The 13,337-nt window shown below is 63.5% G+C and carries 17 protein-coding genes; 10 read left to right on the plus strand and 7 right to left on the minus strand.

All coding sequences use genetic code 11. The annotated features are described in order from the left end of the window. Positions 1–45 precede the first annotated feature (45 nt). From glmU to AZOLI_RS15670, 7 genes are all read right to left on the minus strand, one after another. A complete protein-coding gene (gene glmU / locus AZOLI_RS15645; protein WP_014188135.1) occupies positions 46–1,398 on the minus strand; it encodes a bifunctional UDP-N-acetylglucosamine diphosphorylase/glucosamine-1-phosphate N-acetyltransferase GlmU in 1,353 nt (450 codons plus the stop codon). Between the two features lie 253 nt (positions 1,399–1,651). Further along, positions 1,652–2,482 (minus strand): tyrosine-type recombinase/integrase, encoded by an 831-nt coding sequence (locus AZOLI_RS15650; protein ID WP_014188136.1) that lies wholly within the window; start codon positions 2,480–2,482, stop codon positions 1,652–1,654. 46 nt (positions 2,483–2,528) lie between these two features. Next, positions 2,529–2,726 (minus strand): hypothetical protein, encoded by a 198-nt coding sequence (locus tag AZOLI_RS32540; RefSeq protein WP_146191605.1) that lies wholly within the window; start codon positions 2,724–2,726, stop codon positions 2,529–2,531. Between the two features lie 54 nt (positions 2,727–2,780). Continuing rightward, entirely contained in the window at positions 2,781–3,131 is a 351-nt protein-coding gene (locus tag AZOLI_RS15655; RefSeq protein ID WP_014188137.1) for a hypothetical protein, read from the minus strand. Then, positions 3,128–3,310, minus strand: coding sequence for a hypothetical protein (locus AZOLI_RS15660; protein ID WP_044551418.1), 183 nt, complete (start codon positions 3,308–3,310; stop codon positions 3,128–3,130). Before AZOLI_RS15660 ends, AZOLI_RS15655 begins: the two co-directional genes overlap by 4 nt. 1 nt (position 3,311) lies before the next feature. Then, positions 3,312–3,698, minus strand: a complete 387-nt coding sequence (locus AZOLI_RS15665) for a ribbon-helix-helix domain-containing protein (RefSeq protein WP_162488218.1) — start codon at positions 3,696–3,698, stop codon at positions 3,312–3,314. Between the two features lie 651 nt (positions 3,699–4,349). Continuing rightward, complete coding sequence (locus AZOLI_RS15670; protein WP_014188139.1) at positions 4,350–4,670, minus strand: hypothetical protein; 321 nt, start codon at positions 4,668–4,670, stop codon at positions 4,350–4,352. 129 nt (positions 4,671–4,799) lie between these two features. Between AZOLI_RS15670 and AZOLI_RS15675 the strand changes: the two genes are divergently transcribed. The 10 genes from AZOLI_RS15675 to AZOLI_RS30420 all read left to right on the plus strand — a co-directional run bounded on the left by AZOLI_RS15675 (position 4,800) and on the right by AZOLI_RS30420 (position 13,331). Next, entirely contained in the window at positions 4,800–5,063 is a 264-nt protein-coding gene (locus tag AZOLI_RS15675) for a hypothetical protein (RefSeq protein ID WP_014188140.1), read from the plus strand. Positions 5,064–6,120: 1,057 nt separating this feature from the next. Further along, positions 6,121–6,987, plus strand: coding sequence for a hypothetical protein (locus AZOLI_RS15680; protein WP_014188141.1), 867 nt, complete (start codon positions 6,121–6,123; stop codon positions 6,985–6,987). Positions 6,988–6,990: 3 nt separating this feature from the next. Beyond that, a complete protein-coding gene (locus tag AZOLI_RS15685) occupies positions 6,991–7,269 on the plus strand; it encodes a hypothetical protein (RefSeq protein ID WP_014188142.1) in 279 nt (92 codons plus the stop codon). Continuing rightward, complete coding sequence (locus AZOLI_RS32545) at positions 7,269–7,436, plus strand: hypothetical protein (RefSeq protein WP_162488219.1); 168 nt, start codon at positions 7,269–7,271, stop codon at positions 7,434–7,436. Before AZOLI_RS15685 ends, AZOLI_RS32545 begins: the two co-directional genes overlap by 1 nt. A gap of 301 nt (positions 7,437–7,737) precedes the next feature. Then, on the plus strand, positions 7,738–8,781 hold the full coding sequence (locus AZOLI_RS15690; RefSeq protein WP_014188143.1) for a hypothetical protein: 1,044 nt from the start codon (positions 7,738–7,740) through the stop codon (positions 8,779–8,781). Beyond that, the gene (locus AZOLI_RS15695) at positions 8,781–9,350 is read left to right on the plus strand and encodes a hypothetical protein (RefSeq protein ID WP_014188144.1); all 570 of its coding nucleotides are present in this window, start codon (positions 8,781–8,783) and stop codon (positions 9,348–9,350) included. Before AZOLI_RS15690 ends, AZOLI_RS15695 begins: the two co-directional genes overlap by 1 nt. A 297-nt stretch (positions 9,351–9,647) precedes the next feature. Beyond that, complete coding sequence (locus tag AZOLI_RS32550; protein ID WP_162488220.1) at positions 9,648–10,874, plus strand: Shedu anti-phage system protein SduA domain-containing protein; 1,227 nt, start codon at positions 9,648–9,650, stop codon at positions 10,872–10,874. 318 nt (positions 10,875–11,192) lie between these two features. Continuing rightward, positions 11,193–12,011 (plus strand): hypothetical protein, encoded by an 819-nt coding sequence (locus AZOLI_RS30415; protein WP_014188147.1) that lies wholly within the window; start codon positions 11,193–11,195, stop codon positions 12,009–12,011. Further along, on the plus strand, positions 12,008–12,628 hold the full coding sequence (locus tag AZOLI_RS15705; RefSeq protein ID WP_014188148.1) for an AAA family ATPase: 621 nt from the start codon (positions 12,008–12,010) through the stop codon (positions 12,626–12,628). Before AZOLI_RS30415 ends, AZOLI_RS15705 begins: the two co-directional genes overlap by 4 nt. A 4-nt stretch (positions 12,629–12,632) precedes the next feature. Beyond that, positions 12,633–13,331 carry a DUF3102 domain-containing protein gene (locus AZOLI_RS30420; protein ID WP_014188149.1) on the plus strand — a complete coding sequence of 233 codons (699 nt, stop codon included), beginning with the start codon at positions 12,633–12,635 and terminating at the stop codon, positions 13,329–13,331. Positions 13,332–13,337 lie beyond the last annotated feature (6 nt).

The following is a 13,337-nucleotide window of genomic DNA, read 5'->3' on the forward strand; positions in this document are numbered from 1 at the left end:
ATGCTCCTGAAAAGATGCCGACCGGAGAGAAGACCCGAACCGACCTTAAGCCTTTTTCGCTTTCTCGTTTTGCTTCCGTTCGCGGAAACGCTGTGCCCAGCCGGCGTAAGCCTTCTGGCTGCCGCGGGCAACGACCAGGGCGTCGGCCTCCACCGCCATCGTCACCACGCTGCCGGCACCGACGATGGCGCCGTCGCCGATGACCACCGGGGCGACCAGCGCGCTGTTGGAGCCGATGAAGGCCCCGGCGCCGATCTCCGTCCGGCTCTTGGAGAAGCCGTCATAGTTGCAGGTGATGGTGCCGGCGCCGATGTTGGCCTTGGCCCCGACGCGGGCGTCGCCGATATAGGTCAGGTGGTTGGCCTTGGCGCCGGCCTCGATCACCGCGTTCTTCACCTCGACGAAATTGCCGATGTGGACGTCCGGGCCGATCTCCGCACCCGGACGCAGCCGGGCGTAGGGGCCGATGACGGCGCCGCTGTCGATGCGCACGCCCTCCAGATGGCAGTAGGGCTTGATCTCCACCCGGTCGCCCACCGTCACCCCGGCGCCGAAGAAGCAGCCGGGACCGACCACCACATCGCGGCCGAGCCTGGTGTCGACGCTGAGGAAGGTGCTGTCGGGGTCGATCAGGGTGGCGCCGTTGTCCATCGCGGCCTTGCGCAGGCGGCGCTGCAGCAGCTTTTCCACCTCCGCCAGTTCGGCGCGGGAATTGACGCCGACCACCTCGGCCGGGGCGGCCTCCACCACGGCGCAGGCCATGCCGGCGCGCCGCGCGATCTGGACGACGTCGGTCAGGTAGTATTCGGACTTGGCGTTGTCGTTGCCGACGCTGCCGATCAGGTCGAACATGCGCGCACCGTCGAACGCCATCAGGCCGGCGTTGCACAGGGTGACGGCGCGCTCCTGCTCGCTGGCGTCGAGATATTCGACGATCTTCTCCAGCCCGCCGCGGGCGTTCAGGATCAGGCGGCCATAGGCGCCGGGATCGTCGGGGCGCATGCCCAGCACCACCACCGCCGGGTCGGCCGCCTGCCGGCGCGCCTGCACCAGCGCACGCAGCGTATCGGGCGTGACCAGCGGCGTGTCGCCATACAGGACGATCACGTCGCCGGTGAACCCCTCCAGCAGGCCGAAGGCTGCACGCACGGCGTCGGCGGTGCCGCGCTGCTCGTGCTGGACGGCGGTGGGGTAGGGGGCGACGGCGGCGGCGACGCTGTCCATGCCGGGGCCGACCACGACCACGACATGATCGGGGTCGAGCGCCTTCACCGCGGCCAGCACATGTCCGACCATCGGCCGGCCGGCCACCCGGTGCAGAACCTTGGGCAGATCGGATTTCATGCGCGTGCCCTTGCCGGCGGCGAGGATCACGCAGGCGAGCGGACGTTGGGCCATGGTGGTGTTCCTGGTCGGACCTTGGGTGTGGACGGGACAGGGTGGAAGGAAATCGATCGATGAAAACGTCGTACTTGAGCGGCGAAAGGTTAAGACATCACTGATCCTGCGGGCGACGCATCTTCCGGAGTGCGCACTGCGCCATCGGCAATTCCGAGAGTGGTGTGCCACAGCGCGCGAAGGAAGCCCAAGTCAACTTTTGTTTCAATCTGCAATAAACGAATGTTTCCAACGGGTTACCTGCCCAATTTTCCTACGTTTTCCGTCGGTAATTTTCCAGCTTCGCGATGGCGGCGTTCGCCCTTTGTCTCTGGTCCGCCTGACGTGTGTAAATTTCGAGGTTTTTCAGCGACATATGCCCGGTGATGGCCGCGATCTCCAGAGCCGAACAGCCGGCCTCCGCCAGCAGCGAGGCAGAGGCTTTCCGCAGTCCATGGAACACGTAACCCTTCAGCTCCCGATGAGCTTTGATTGCCAGACGTACGGCATTGGAAAATCCTATTCTGTTCCAGGGCTGTTCGGAAGCGGGGTTAACCAGTATTGTCACGGAGGTAGCGTTTCTCTTCCACTCCGTCAACTCAACCTTTAGGTCCGCGTGGCACGGTACCCACAGCCGGGTACCGGTCTTTTTCTGGGTAACCTGGATCGCGGAGCCGTCATAGTCATCCCACCGCATCTTGATCAGGTCGGATGACCTCTGGCCGGTGTAGAGCGCCAGCACCACGGCGCGGCGCATAGGCTCCTTGAAGTGGGTGAGGGCGAAATCGACCGCCCGGTCCGGCCACCGCTCCCATTCGCCGAGTTGCAACCGCTCGACGCCGGCGGCCGGGTTCGCCAGCACATATTCCCGGTCGACTGCGAACTTCAGCAGGATCGACCACATGCTGACGATGCTGTTCGCCAGCCCCGGCCGGTCCGCGTAGCTGTCGCGCATGCCGAGGATGTGCCGCCGCCGGACATCACTGATCGGCACATGCAGCACCTCCTCGAACTTGCCGAGGACGCCCAGATAGTCCTTCTTCGTCGAGGAGGCGAGCTTGGTGTATTCGGGCGACCGCCGGTATTCCTCGACGATGGCGCCCACGGTTCTTGGTTCGTAACGGCGCTCTGGATAGCGGTATTCTCTCACTTCACCGCTTGCCAGGCGCCGCCTTACGATTTTCTCGCGCGGCATGACTTGCCCTTTCGAATGCCTGATCGGGATCGGCGAAACGCCGACCGCGGGGAGTGTATACCCGGTCGAATGTCTCTCTCAGGGTGCGGATCGCCTGTTCCAGATCGGCCACCCGGCGGCGGAGAAAGGCCAGTTCGCGTTCCTGGGCGTTCACCGGTCCGCCTCCCGCTTTTGCCGCTCCCTGCGGCCAGTCCGTTGAAAGGGCATGTCAGGAATCGTGACGAAGGATGCAGGCCGCGACCGCGTCGCGGTGCCTGCCATGGGTGACGTCCATCAGGGCCCAGGTGCCGGACCTGCTGGCGAGCTGGTCCGCGAGGCTGCTGAAATCGAGTGCCCCCAGCAGTGCCAGCAGGACCGCCCGCTCGCCGGAGGACAGGACGCCGAACAGCTGCTCTGCCCCCCGCCACACACCGCCGTCGGTCCGACTGTTGTGGGCGATCGCCGCCGCGGTGAGCATCGCCCAGCACGAGCAGCCGGCAATGAGGTCCGCCGGCAGTCCGAGGCGGCGGACCAGATCGCCGCCCGGTCCCGCGAGGAAATCCGACAGAGTCATGTTCATGGCAGTTCCTCCCGCGCCAGTTCGGCGCAGTCGCGGTGGTAGCGCGCGGCGGACAGCAGACGCTGACGACGGAAGGGGAGGCTGGTGTTCCCCGCCTCCCGCTCGGCCCGGCCGGCTTCCTCCAGATGCCACTGGACGAGATCGGCGACGATCACTGTCTCCTGCCCTGCGCCGGTCATTTCAGTTCTTCAGCGGGCTGACCACGAAGCCGCGCCCGTATGGCCGCCGCGCCTCGCCCAGGAACTCCAGCACCGCTGCCGGCGCTGTGTAGGTTTGCAGGAACAGCCGCACCATCGCCGTGAGCGGCAGATCGGTGGCGTGGAACCGCTCATGCACCGCGCTGATCAGAACGTCGCGGTTCGCGTAGCCCTCCAGCTCGGCAATGTGATCGAGCAACAGCCAGGACGTCACGTCCAGTCGCATGGACGTCCGGTGCGAGGTCCGGCGGTTGGCGATCACCACGTTGTAGGTGACCAGCGGCGTCGCGCCGTCCTTGGGCAGTGCCGGCGCCATGTGGCGCAGCGTGCGCTCCATCTTCCCGGACAGATCGCCGAAGCTTCGGTCCATCGGCACGTTCTGCGGCCCGTCCCTGCGTTGCAGCGGGGCTTTGATCGCTCCCTTCATCGGTCGCTCTCCACAACACCTGCATCCAAGGGTGCTGGCGTTCACGCCATACCCTGTATTAGGATGGTCGGTATACCGTGATTTCGTCAATGGCAAAAATCACGGTAAAGCGATCATTCTGGAGCCTCGCCTGTGTGCCGCTCGGCGGGGTTCACCTACGCCGCCGGTCGCAATCGCGCAACCTTCGGAAATGGTTCGAGAAAGGATGCACCTTTTTCTTTTGCTTGGCCTGGGTGGTGCCATAGGATGCCGCGGCCTCGCGCCTTCCCATCCAGGTAGGCGGAGGCAGGGAGACGCCATCTCCCCACCCACGCGGCTGCCAACCGCATCGATGAGCCGTGCTGAGCCAGGGCGCACACCCGTGCCCAGCCGCACACCTGTCCGCCTGCCGGGGCCGGCCCAGGTAGAGTGTTGATTTATGGGGGTTGGCGGTGCCGAACACACCGAAGAACGAAACGACCGAAGACGTATTGCATCGCAAGGCGCGCGAGGACCGCGCGGTCGAGCTGGTGACCCAGCTGTGTCGCCGCGAAGGCGCGGACAAGATCCTGCCCTTGATCGACCGCTGGATGAGAATGCGCCGGAGCCGAGCGGCTAGGTGCGCCGCTCAAGAACCCGGATCAGGGCATCGAAATCCTCGGTAGACCATGAGCGGAAGGTCCGGCGAGTCTTCACCTGCATTTCCCAATCGGGGTCGCCGTAGGCCAGCAGCTCGGCCAGCGACATGCCGGCGCCGTCCGCAAGCTTGGTCAAGGTGTCGATGGTGCTGTTCGCGCCATTGAATGCGTCCAGAACCGTTGTGGCTGGCAGCTTCGATAATCCAGCCCAATGGTTCTTGGACCGCAAACGCTCTTTATGCGTCAGCAGAACACGATTGAGTGCTGCGGCGATGTCGGTCTTAGGCGCAGTTTCCATGTCGGCATTATGCGGACCTCGTGCAAAAGCGCGAGAACGCCGTACCGATGACTCTATCTCGTGCAACACCGACGCACCCCCTTGACATTCACGGTATAGCGTTGAATTCTGACGGGCATGAAGCACGTCATGCACATCGATGCCTCGATTCATCGGATATGCGCCTTCGCCCGGCATCAGGGGTGGACCGCGCAGTCATTCGGCCGAGCCGCCGCCGTGCCGCCCAGCACCGCGCGTGACGTGCTTCGCCAGGAAGGCAACCCCACCGCCATGACCCTGCGGGCCATGGAGGCGGTGATTCCCCCCGACTTCATGACCGATCCCATCGCACTGGCCGCCAGCGACCTCTGCGCGCCCATCCTGGGAAAGCCGCGCAGGAAGAGGCGGAAATGAACAGGGAGACTCGGCAAGGCGCCACACCCTCGGTTGTTTCGGCGGGAAGCATCGCTCGCACTGAGCGACTGCGCAACCCCGAAGCTCCGGCTTGGCGGCGACACTGTCCCATCGCCGAATCAGGCGCCGGCCGCCCGGCCCGGTCAATCGGGAGCGTCCCGAGTCCGGTCCGCCGCGCCGTCCGTCGCCACAGCCACCGATCCGCCCGGTTCCTTGTCCGTACCGGCGGAACGGCTGCGGCCGGAGTCGCCAGCCGACTCCGGCCGCTTTCCCTGCCTGGGGTCTTCCATGGCCCCCGCTGATCTGGCCCTCACCGACGCGCAGCGCGCCACCGACCGCCTGTATGCCTTGCGGCCGGCATCCCCGCATCGGGGATCCGCATGATCGGGCGTTGCCCGAAAGCCAATTCCCCTTCGGATCCCAGATCTATCCAGAAAACCAACGGCTTCCACCGTGAGGCCCGCCCGTTGACCCGCCATCGCGCCGGCTGCGCCATGGCGCGCGGCCCGCCGTGCGGCCGCTCGACGGTCGCCAGTCAGCCGCCCCCATCGACTTTGAAGACCGCGCCGCTTTCGGCCGCCAGACGGCCGGAAGCGATGCGCGTCTTCACCCCCCGACGCCGCGCGCCCCCGCGCCGGTGAACCCTGGAGCTTTGCCCGATGGCATCGCCACGCGCGCCACCCTGACCGGCGCCGGCTTTTCCCCGTAAGCCCCCGTCATCCGGTGCCCAGCGTCCGCCCTTGCCGGTGGCCGCGCCGCACCCGTCTTGTCCCCACCGTTGCGCACCCGCGCGGCGGTGAACGCCGGAGCCTTGCCGTGAATCCGCGCGCCCCGCCCTGAGACGGGACGGCCCCGCCGAGGCCGCCCCGCTAGGACCGCAATCATCGCCCATGCCCCATGCCCCTGCCGTGCCCACGGCGGGAAAGCGGCGATCTGCGTCCAGAGGCTAACAGAAATCAGGATTAAAATCCGCTGTTCCTTGCAGCCACGGACTCGTGCGCCCGCAGGGAGCCGCATTGCCGCCGGCCGGCCACCGCGCCGCCGGGGAGGTGCCCCCATGTCCTCGCCATCTGCCTCGACCACCCCCGCAACCCCCGCCGCCAAACCGCAAGCCGCCTTCCGCGAGACCGTCGGCCGCTTCCGCTGCGCCGTTCTGGCCTGCCCGGCGCTGAAGCCGCGCGACAAGCTGGTCGCCCTGGTGATGCTGGAGCGCGTCAACCGCCAGATGTTCGAGGCGCTGGGCCTGCTGCTGACCTGGACCGGGGTGGAGGCGGTGGCGCGGCTCTGCGCCCTGTCCACCCGCGATGTGGAGCGGGCGCGCAGCGCGCTGCTGGCCGCCGGCGTCATCGTCCGCGACCGCGCCGGCGGCCGGGGCCAGCCCACCCGCATGCGCCTGTGCCTGGACTGGCTGGAGCGCGAGGACGGCCCGGCCGGCGACGCCCCCGATCCGTCCGACGATCCATCGCCCGACACCAGTGTCGCCGACGCGCGAGTCGGCCAAAGCGCCGAACGCCCGCCAACCGCCCCCGGATCGTCCGCCGGAACCGGCCTTCATCGACCGACACCGGAGTCGGCCAAACCCTGTGATAAAACCCGTGAACCCACGCGCGCGAGCCCACACGCGAGCGCCGGCACCAGCCCGCCGCCATCCGCCGCCGACATCGAGCGCGACGGCCACGCCCGAATCGCCCGCCGGATCGGCGCCGTCCAGCATGCGACGTGGTTCCGGGGATGCCGGCTTGGGCTATCCGGGGATCGCAGACTGACCGTCACCGCGCCGAATCGCTGCGTCGCCGACCGGATTCGGGCGGCTTACGAGCTGGAGCTGCTGCGGCTGTTCCAGGTCGAGGCGGTGGACATCGCCGTCGCCGTTCCGCCGATTGCCGCCGATTCGGCCTTCCCGCTGATCGAGGGGAGGGCCTGAGCCATGCCCGTCCAGCTCGGCACCCTGTCACGCCGCCGGCCCGACCGGCAGTTCCGCCTGGATCTGGGTGATCCGCCCCACACCGCGCGCCACCGGCCGGTGCAGCCCCAGCGCGAGGGCGACGCCCTCTATCGCGCCGTCCAGGCCCTGCGCGCCGCCGGCCATCGGGTCTATCGCTGCGGTGCGCTGCACCGGGTGGACGAGCGCCTGTTGACCACAGCGGACCTGATCCGGATGCGCCACGCCGATCCGCGTTGCCGACAGCTTGAGGGGGAGCAGTGATGGGCGCGCTGGGGCTGGTCTTCGCGTTGCTCGGCGCCGCCATGCTTGGCGGCTTCGGGTGGGAGCTGGGGCGCTGCGCCGCCCGCTGGCTGCTGGGGCGGCGGGCGGGCGTGACGATCCTGCTGCCGGGCCTGCGCCGGGAGCGCCAGCGATCCGATGCGGAGTGACGCCGCCGGCCCGGTCAGGCGGCGCGGGGGGCGATGCTGCGCTGGATTTCCTCGCCATGGTCGGCGGCGGTGACGGGAACCCTCCACGGATAGGGCAGATTGCCCGTCCTTCACGGTAGGCGGGCATTGGTTTCCTTGCGCACCTTCGGAAAAGTTACCTGTGACGCAGGGGCCTCTCTGCGCTTGACTCGGCGGCCTTTCGTAAGTCCCCTAAGGTTGTGTTTCCGCTGGTCCGGATCAATGGACGGTGGGGGCGGACTGCCGATAGGCAGGGTTGGAAAAGCGGCTTGGGGAAAGCGAGATGGCGACTGCGTATCACATGGTTCATTACCGTCGCTTCGACGCCAGCGATGTGGGCGTGCCGGGGGCCACGCTGGAAAGCCTGTGTCGGACGGCGCTGGGCCAGACGGACGCCTCGGGAGTGGCCCTGTGGGGGCGGGCGACGGATCGGCTCTACGATCCGGGCGACCCGAGCGAGCGGCAGATCGTGCTCAACAAAGTTGCTGACCTGTCGAGTGCCGTGTTCGGTGAGATGTGCCTCGTTCAGAAGCACGACTACCAAGCCCTTCTCGAAATGCAGGCGTCCCAGGTTCAGCTGTCGAACATCACCGTTGCCGAGATCTACAATCTTGCCGAACGGTCCGCTCCCAATGGCACGAAATTCATTCGCGGAATTTGCTATTGGATGGCGATCAAGAACCATCTGTTCTTCATAAAAACCCAGTCGATGACGGCCAATTTCCTTCAAGGTTATATCGACTGGCTGCTGAAAACCCGGACCTCCACCCTGGCGGCCGACGTGGCGGTCAGGCTCCAGGCTGAATTTGACAAGACCCAGATGGCCGGCGACATTGGCGATATCACCAGCTTGCGCGTCAGTGGGAAATCGGCTCCACAAATGGCCGTGATGCTTCCTGAAGAGGGACCACGGAAAAAAGCCGTCACGACGTCCCGCACGCTGTCCGAACTGTCCTATATGTCTGAGAAGGCCCGCTCCGTTGTGGAAGCCATCTTCGGCAAAGCGAAGACCGACGCCCTGGTCGACAGCCTTGGACCGGACGAGTATCTGGCGGTCGATGCGGCGGTGAAGGTGCGCGGTAAGCGGACGGTCCAATCGCGGGAGAAGCTCAAGGATCTTGCCAGCGAGCTGGCCGAGCTGACGGAGGAGAAGGTTCAGATCGAGGGGAAAGACGGTAAGCTGTCGGACGAGGATGCGATCCTGCGGACGCGCATGCCGTTCAACCAGCCTCACCCCGGCAGCAGCATCCTTGAATTCGCCAACGTGGCGGAACAGATCCAAGAGGTGTATTCTCGTTTTGTTCACGATGGGAAGATAGAAGCCTGATGATTCAGAAGGTCACGATAGGCGCCGTATTGGCCACAGCCGCACTGTTCGGCTGGGGAGTGCCATTGCTGCGCCTGTTCGATGCCTTCCAACCGATGATCGTCGCGCTGTCCATCATGCTTGCCGCCATCCTGGTCCGGCTCAATCGCGGCATGCCCACGTTGGATTGGAAAAGCCTTGAGCCGGAGGAGCGTTCGCGACTCACCGGCAGCATCGTGGCGCTGACCAAGGAATACGCCTACATCGTGGGCATCAAGGCGGTTCTGATCACCACGCTTGTTTCCCTGACGGTCGTCAAGGAAGAGGCCAAGCTGTGGGGCGATTGGACCGGGCTAGGCGTATCCGCGGCGATCGGCGCCCTGGCCGCATTGAGCGTTGCCCGGATGGGCTATGTGATCTGGCGGGATTACGACATTGTCCGACTGCAAAAGAAGCTGATCGATGCCTCAGGCGTTCGAGAGAAGCTGGAGGCCGAAACGAAGGCATCGAGCCAGAGGGTAGCCGATATTCGTTCGGCAGGATTAAGGAAGATTAGCTCTGCTGACCCTCAACCATGGTCGGAACAGTAATTGCGTTTGTGCATTGTGTTGAAAATTATTTCTTTATATTCATATAAAGCCCATAAATATTTTGTGCAGCAGATATAAATTATTTCGTAATATATATGAAATTCTGCGAATAGAATTGTCTTATTATTAGTTACTTGAGAAAAATTGCCACTTGGGCGTGTTGGAGCTTGCTCGTCAAAAAATTAGTGAAACGTGCTGTTCGCTTATCGAAAGCGGCTCATGGTTGATAGGTAAGAAGAATGTGGCATTATGTGGTGTTTCTGCGAGCGCTGAACTCTAAGGCCGAAAGGTGTTACCATGGAAAGCTCTCTTGATAGGGATGGAATGATTTATGCTGCAACCAATGATCTTATCGCTCGTTTGACGAGACATTATTATCAGCCGCTGTATAATTTTTTATCCCACAATCCTCATTTGATTAGTAAATTTACGGGTTTTTTGCTCAATCCTGAATACATTTCAGTATATTGGGGCAAGACACACGTTGCTGTTGAGTACAGTGGAAGCGAAGTTATTGACAGGCTTCCTGAAGAAGGGGTTGGGGATATAAAGATTTCTATCTTATTTAACACTGATAATATTTTGGAGGACATTATTGGTTTTAAATCAGACTCCAACTCTAATTTTGAAATCCCTCTTGCTGAGATGAATGAAGATATGATTTTTCCTACAAATAGAGGGTGGGAAAAAATGCATAATCTTGGCTGGAATGTTGAGGCGCAAAATAATTATACTTTTTTCAATATGAGATATCCTAAGCCTCAGATTGGAAAATTTTGTAGAATAGTCAATAGCCGTTTTTTTGATGCTGATGAAACGGGATTGATTGTAAGGCATATCAAGTGGATGGATTTTTTTCCAATTTTTACTGAAAGGAGGGATGGAGCATTGTTGTTTGGATTTAACATTTCTAATGTTAGGCGTTTGGTTGAGAATGATGCAAAATACATTTACCCCATGCCTGACGATTTTAAGTACGTGCAATTGCCGAAAATTAACCGATTTATCGAGATTTGGGGAAACAGAAGAAATAGAGAAACAGATATTACGTCATTTCTTTCGAAACCTGAAAACGAGTTCATTCTTACAATGAAATTTGGTGCGACGAGAATTGCATCAGAGCTTATATGCGAATGGCAAAGCGAGCGCAGAGAATCTATCAAGCCAGATTTTTTTGTAATACATCCTGATGGGTACGCTGATATTGTAGAGTTTAAATTGCCTGATATCGCTGGCGATGTTATTGTAGGAAGAAAAAATAGAGAAAGCTTTTCTGCTTGGCTAAACTCATATATTTCTCAAACAAGAAATTATGCAGAGTATTTCGATGATCCAAATAACAGGAAGTGGTTTTTTGACAAGTATGGATTTAATGTTATTAAGCCTCGTCGCTGGGTTGTTGTTGGAAGGAGAGGGGATTTTGAGGGAGATATTTGGAGAAAGATTGTTTCTGACTATAGAGATATTAGTATAATGAATTTTGATGATTTGGTGGATGGGGTTTCGGCGCAATTTTATAAATAGACTAATTGTAGAAAGCTCTATCATACCAATGTCATCTTATAACGCATTGTCTTGACGCCCCGCCCCCAACGGAGCGACCCTTCTCCCCGGAGCCTCAGAACCTCCACTTGGCGGCAGGCCGCCCGCGCGTTTTTCGCGATGCGGCCCTTTTCATGCCCGGACTCTGTCCGTAGCATGCCCCTTCGCCGGGGGTCGGATAATACAACACCCGCAAGGGGAATAGTCCGGCCTGTCCAAGTCAGGTTCTGAACCCCCGGCACCAGGGCGGTCCTCAGAAGCCTTCCTGTCGCCGGCAACGCCGACTTGGAGGGCTTCGCCATGGAAAGCATGGGCGACAATGGGCAGATCATGCCCGCCTTATCACCAACCGACATCGATATCGCCATCAACGGCGAGCCGCGCATTCTGGATCTGCGCTTGGCCGAGGCGCTGGGCTTCGGAAGACCCCGCGATATCCGCCAATTGATTGAGCGGCACCGCGAGGCACTGGAAAGGCTTGGCGGAATTTGCGGCACCGTACCGCAAATTCGCGGACGGGGCCGCCCCGCCACCGAGTTCTGGCTGACGAAGAAGCAGGCCGTCTATCTCTGCACCAAGGCCGAGACCGAACGCGCCATCACCGTCACCATCCAGATCGTCGAGCTGTTCGACGCCGTGACCGGCGGGGCCGCGCATCCCGCCCTGGCGCCGGTCCTCACCCGCGCTGACCTCGACGCCATCGACCGCCGCGCCCGCCGGATCGGGCAGGAGGAGGAGCAACGGGCGCGCTCCGCCCTGACCGACCGGGCGCTCGACCGTCTGCGCCGGGGCGAGCGGATCGACATCGCCTCGCTGTCCGCCGCCCGGCCGGATGAGCCCGCCGCTCTGCCCCCGCCGCCCGCCCGGACGCGCGAGGAGAGCATGGACCTCGCGCTTGCCCATCTGCGCGCCCTGCCGCCCGAGCTGCGGGAGGAGGGCTTCCGCCTGATGCACGCCATCAAGACCCACAGCGACGCCCTGAAGGCGCTGAAGGCCGCGACGGAGGCGATCAACTCCCCGCTCGACACCATCGCCGAAATCCTGGAACGCGAGGCGACCCTCATCCGCCAGACCATCGCCGCCCAGGCGGGCCGGGCCGGGCAGGGGGGCCGGGCATGAGGACGATCCTGGTGGTCCAGGGGAAGGGCGGCGGGCCGAAGACCGCCACCGTCCGCAATCTGGCCGTCGCGGCCGCCGTCGCCGGCCGGCGGGTGGGCACGCTCGACACCGACCCGCAAGGCTCGCTGACCCACTGGCACGGCCTGCGCCCGGCCGACGCCGCCCCGATCATCCACGAACAGCGCCCGCTGGGCGCGGTGACGGAGCGGCCGACTCCGCACGGCCTCGACCTGCTGGTGATCGACACCCCGACCGCGGTGGAGAATTTCCCCCAGGCGACCGCCCTGCTGTTCGACTGCGCCGATCTGGTGCTGGTGCCCGTCCGCCCCGGCCCGGAGGATCTGGTCAGCATGCAGGCCATGCTGCCCTACCTGCGCGCCCGGCGCCGGCCGCTGCGTCTGCTGCTGAGCCAGGTCGTCCCGCGCCTTCGCGAGACCGCCGACGCCCGCGCCATCGTCTCCGCCATGGGGGCGGTGGCGCCGGTGGAGATCCCGCAGCTTCAGGAGGTGCCGCGCAGCTTCATCGCCGGGCTGGGCACCGCGGAGATCCCCGGCACCCGCACCGGCCCGCTGTTCCGCGACCTCTGGCTCCACCTGTCCGCCGCGATGGAGGGCTGACCCCATGTCCCGATCCGGTTCCGGGCCGAAGCACAATCCCAGGCCGCCCGCCCGCCGCAGCCTGGGCGACGCCCGCCTGTCGATGCTGGCCACCCCGCGCCCGCTGACCACGCGGGCCGAGTTCGCCGCCGACATCCGCCGCGAATGGTCGAACGCGCTGGAGGCGACCATCGCCGTCGGCCGCCGCCTGAACGAGGCCAAGGCGGCTCTGCCCCATGGCGAGTACGAGGCGATGGTGGCGACCGACCTTCCGTTCAGCACCTCCACCGCCCGCAAGCTGCGCGAGATCGCCGCCTTCGTCGACGAGGGGCAGGTGCCTCTGGACCGTCTGCCGGAAGCGATGAGCACCCTTTACGCCATCGCCACCCTGCCGAACGACACCCGCCAGCAGGCCCTGGACGCCGGCACGATCCACCCGGCGGTGACGAGAGGGGAGGTAGAGGCGCTGAAGGTGCCGGCGGTGACGCCGCCGGCGCGCCCGCCGGCACCGCCCCCGCCACCCCGCGAGTCGCGCTTCGCCGCGGCGCTGTCGCTGCCCTGGAGCACGGACCCGGACGATCCCGGCGCCATCACCGTCGAGCTGGACGGCGTGCGCCGCTACCTGCTGGTGATGGTGGCGCCCGATCCGGCGGCGGCGGACGTGGTCCGGCATGTGGTGGAGTTGCATAACGCGGTGCTGCGGGGGGCTTCCGACGCGGCATGACGTGCC

This window comes from Azospirillum lipoferum 4B, from assembly GCF_000283655.1.
Lineage (GTDB): Bacteria > Pseudomonadota > Alphaproteobacteria > Azospirillales > Azospirillaceae > Azospirillum > Azospirillum lipoferum_C.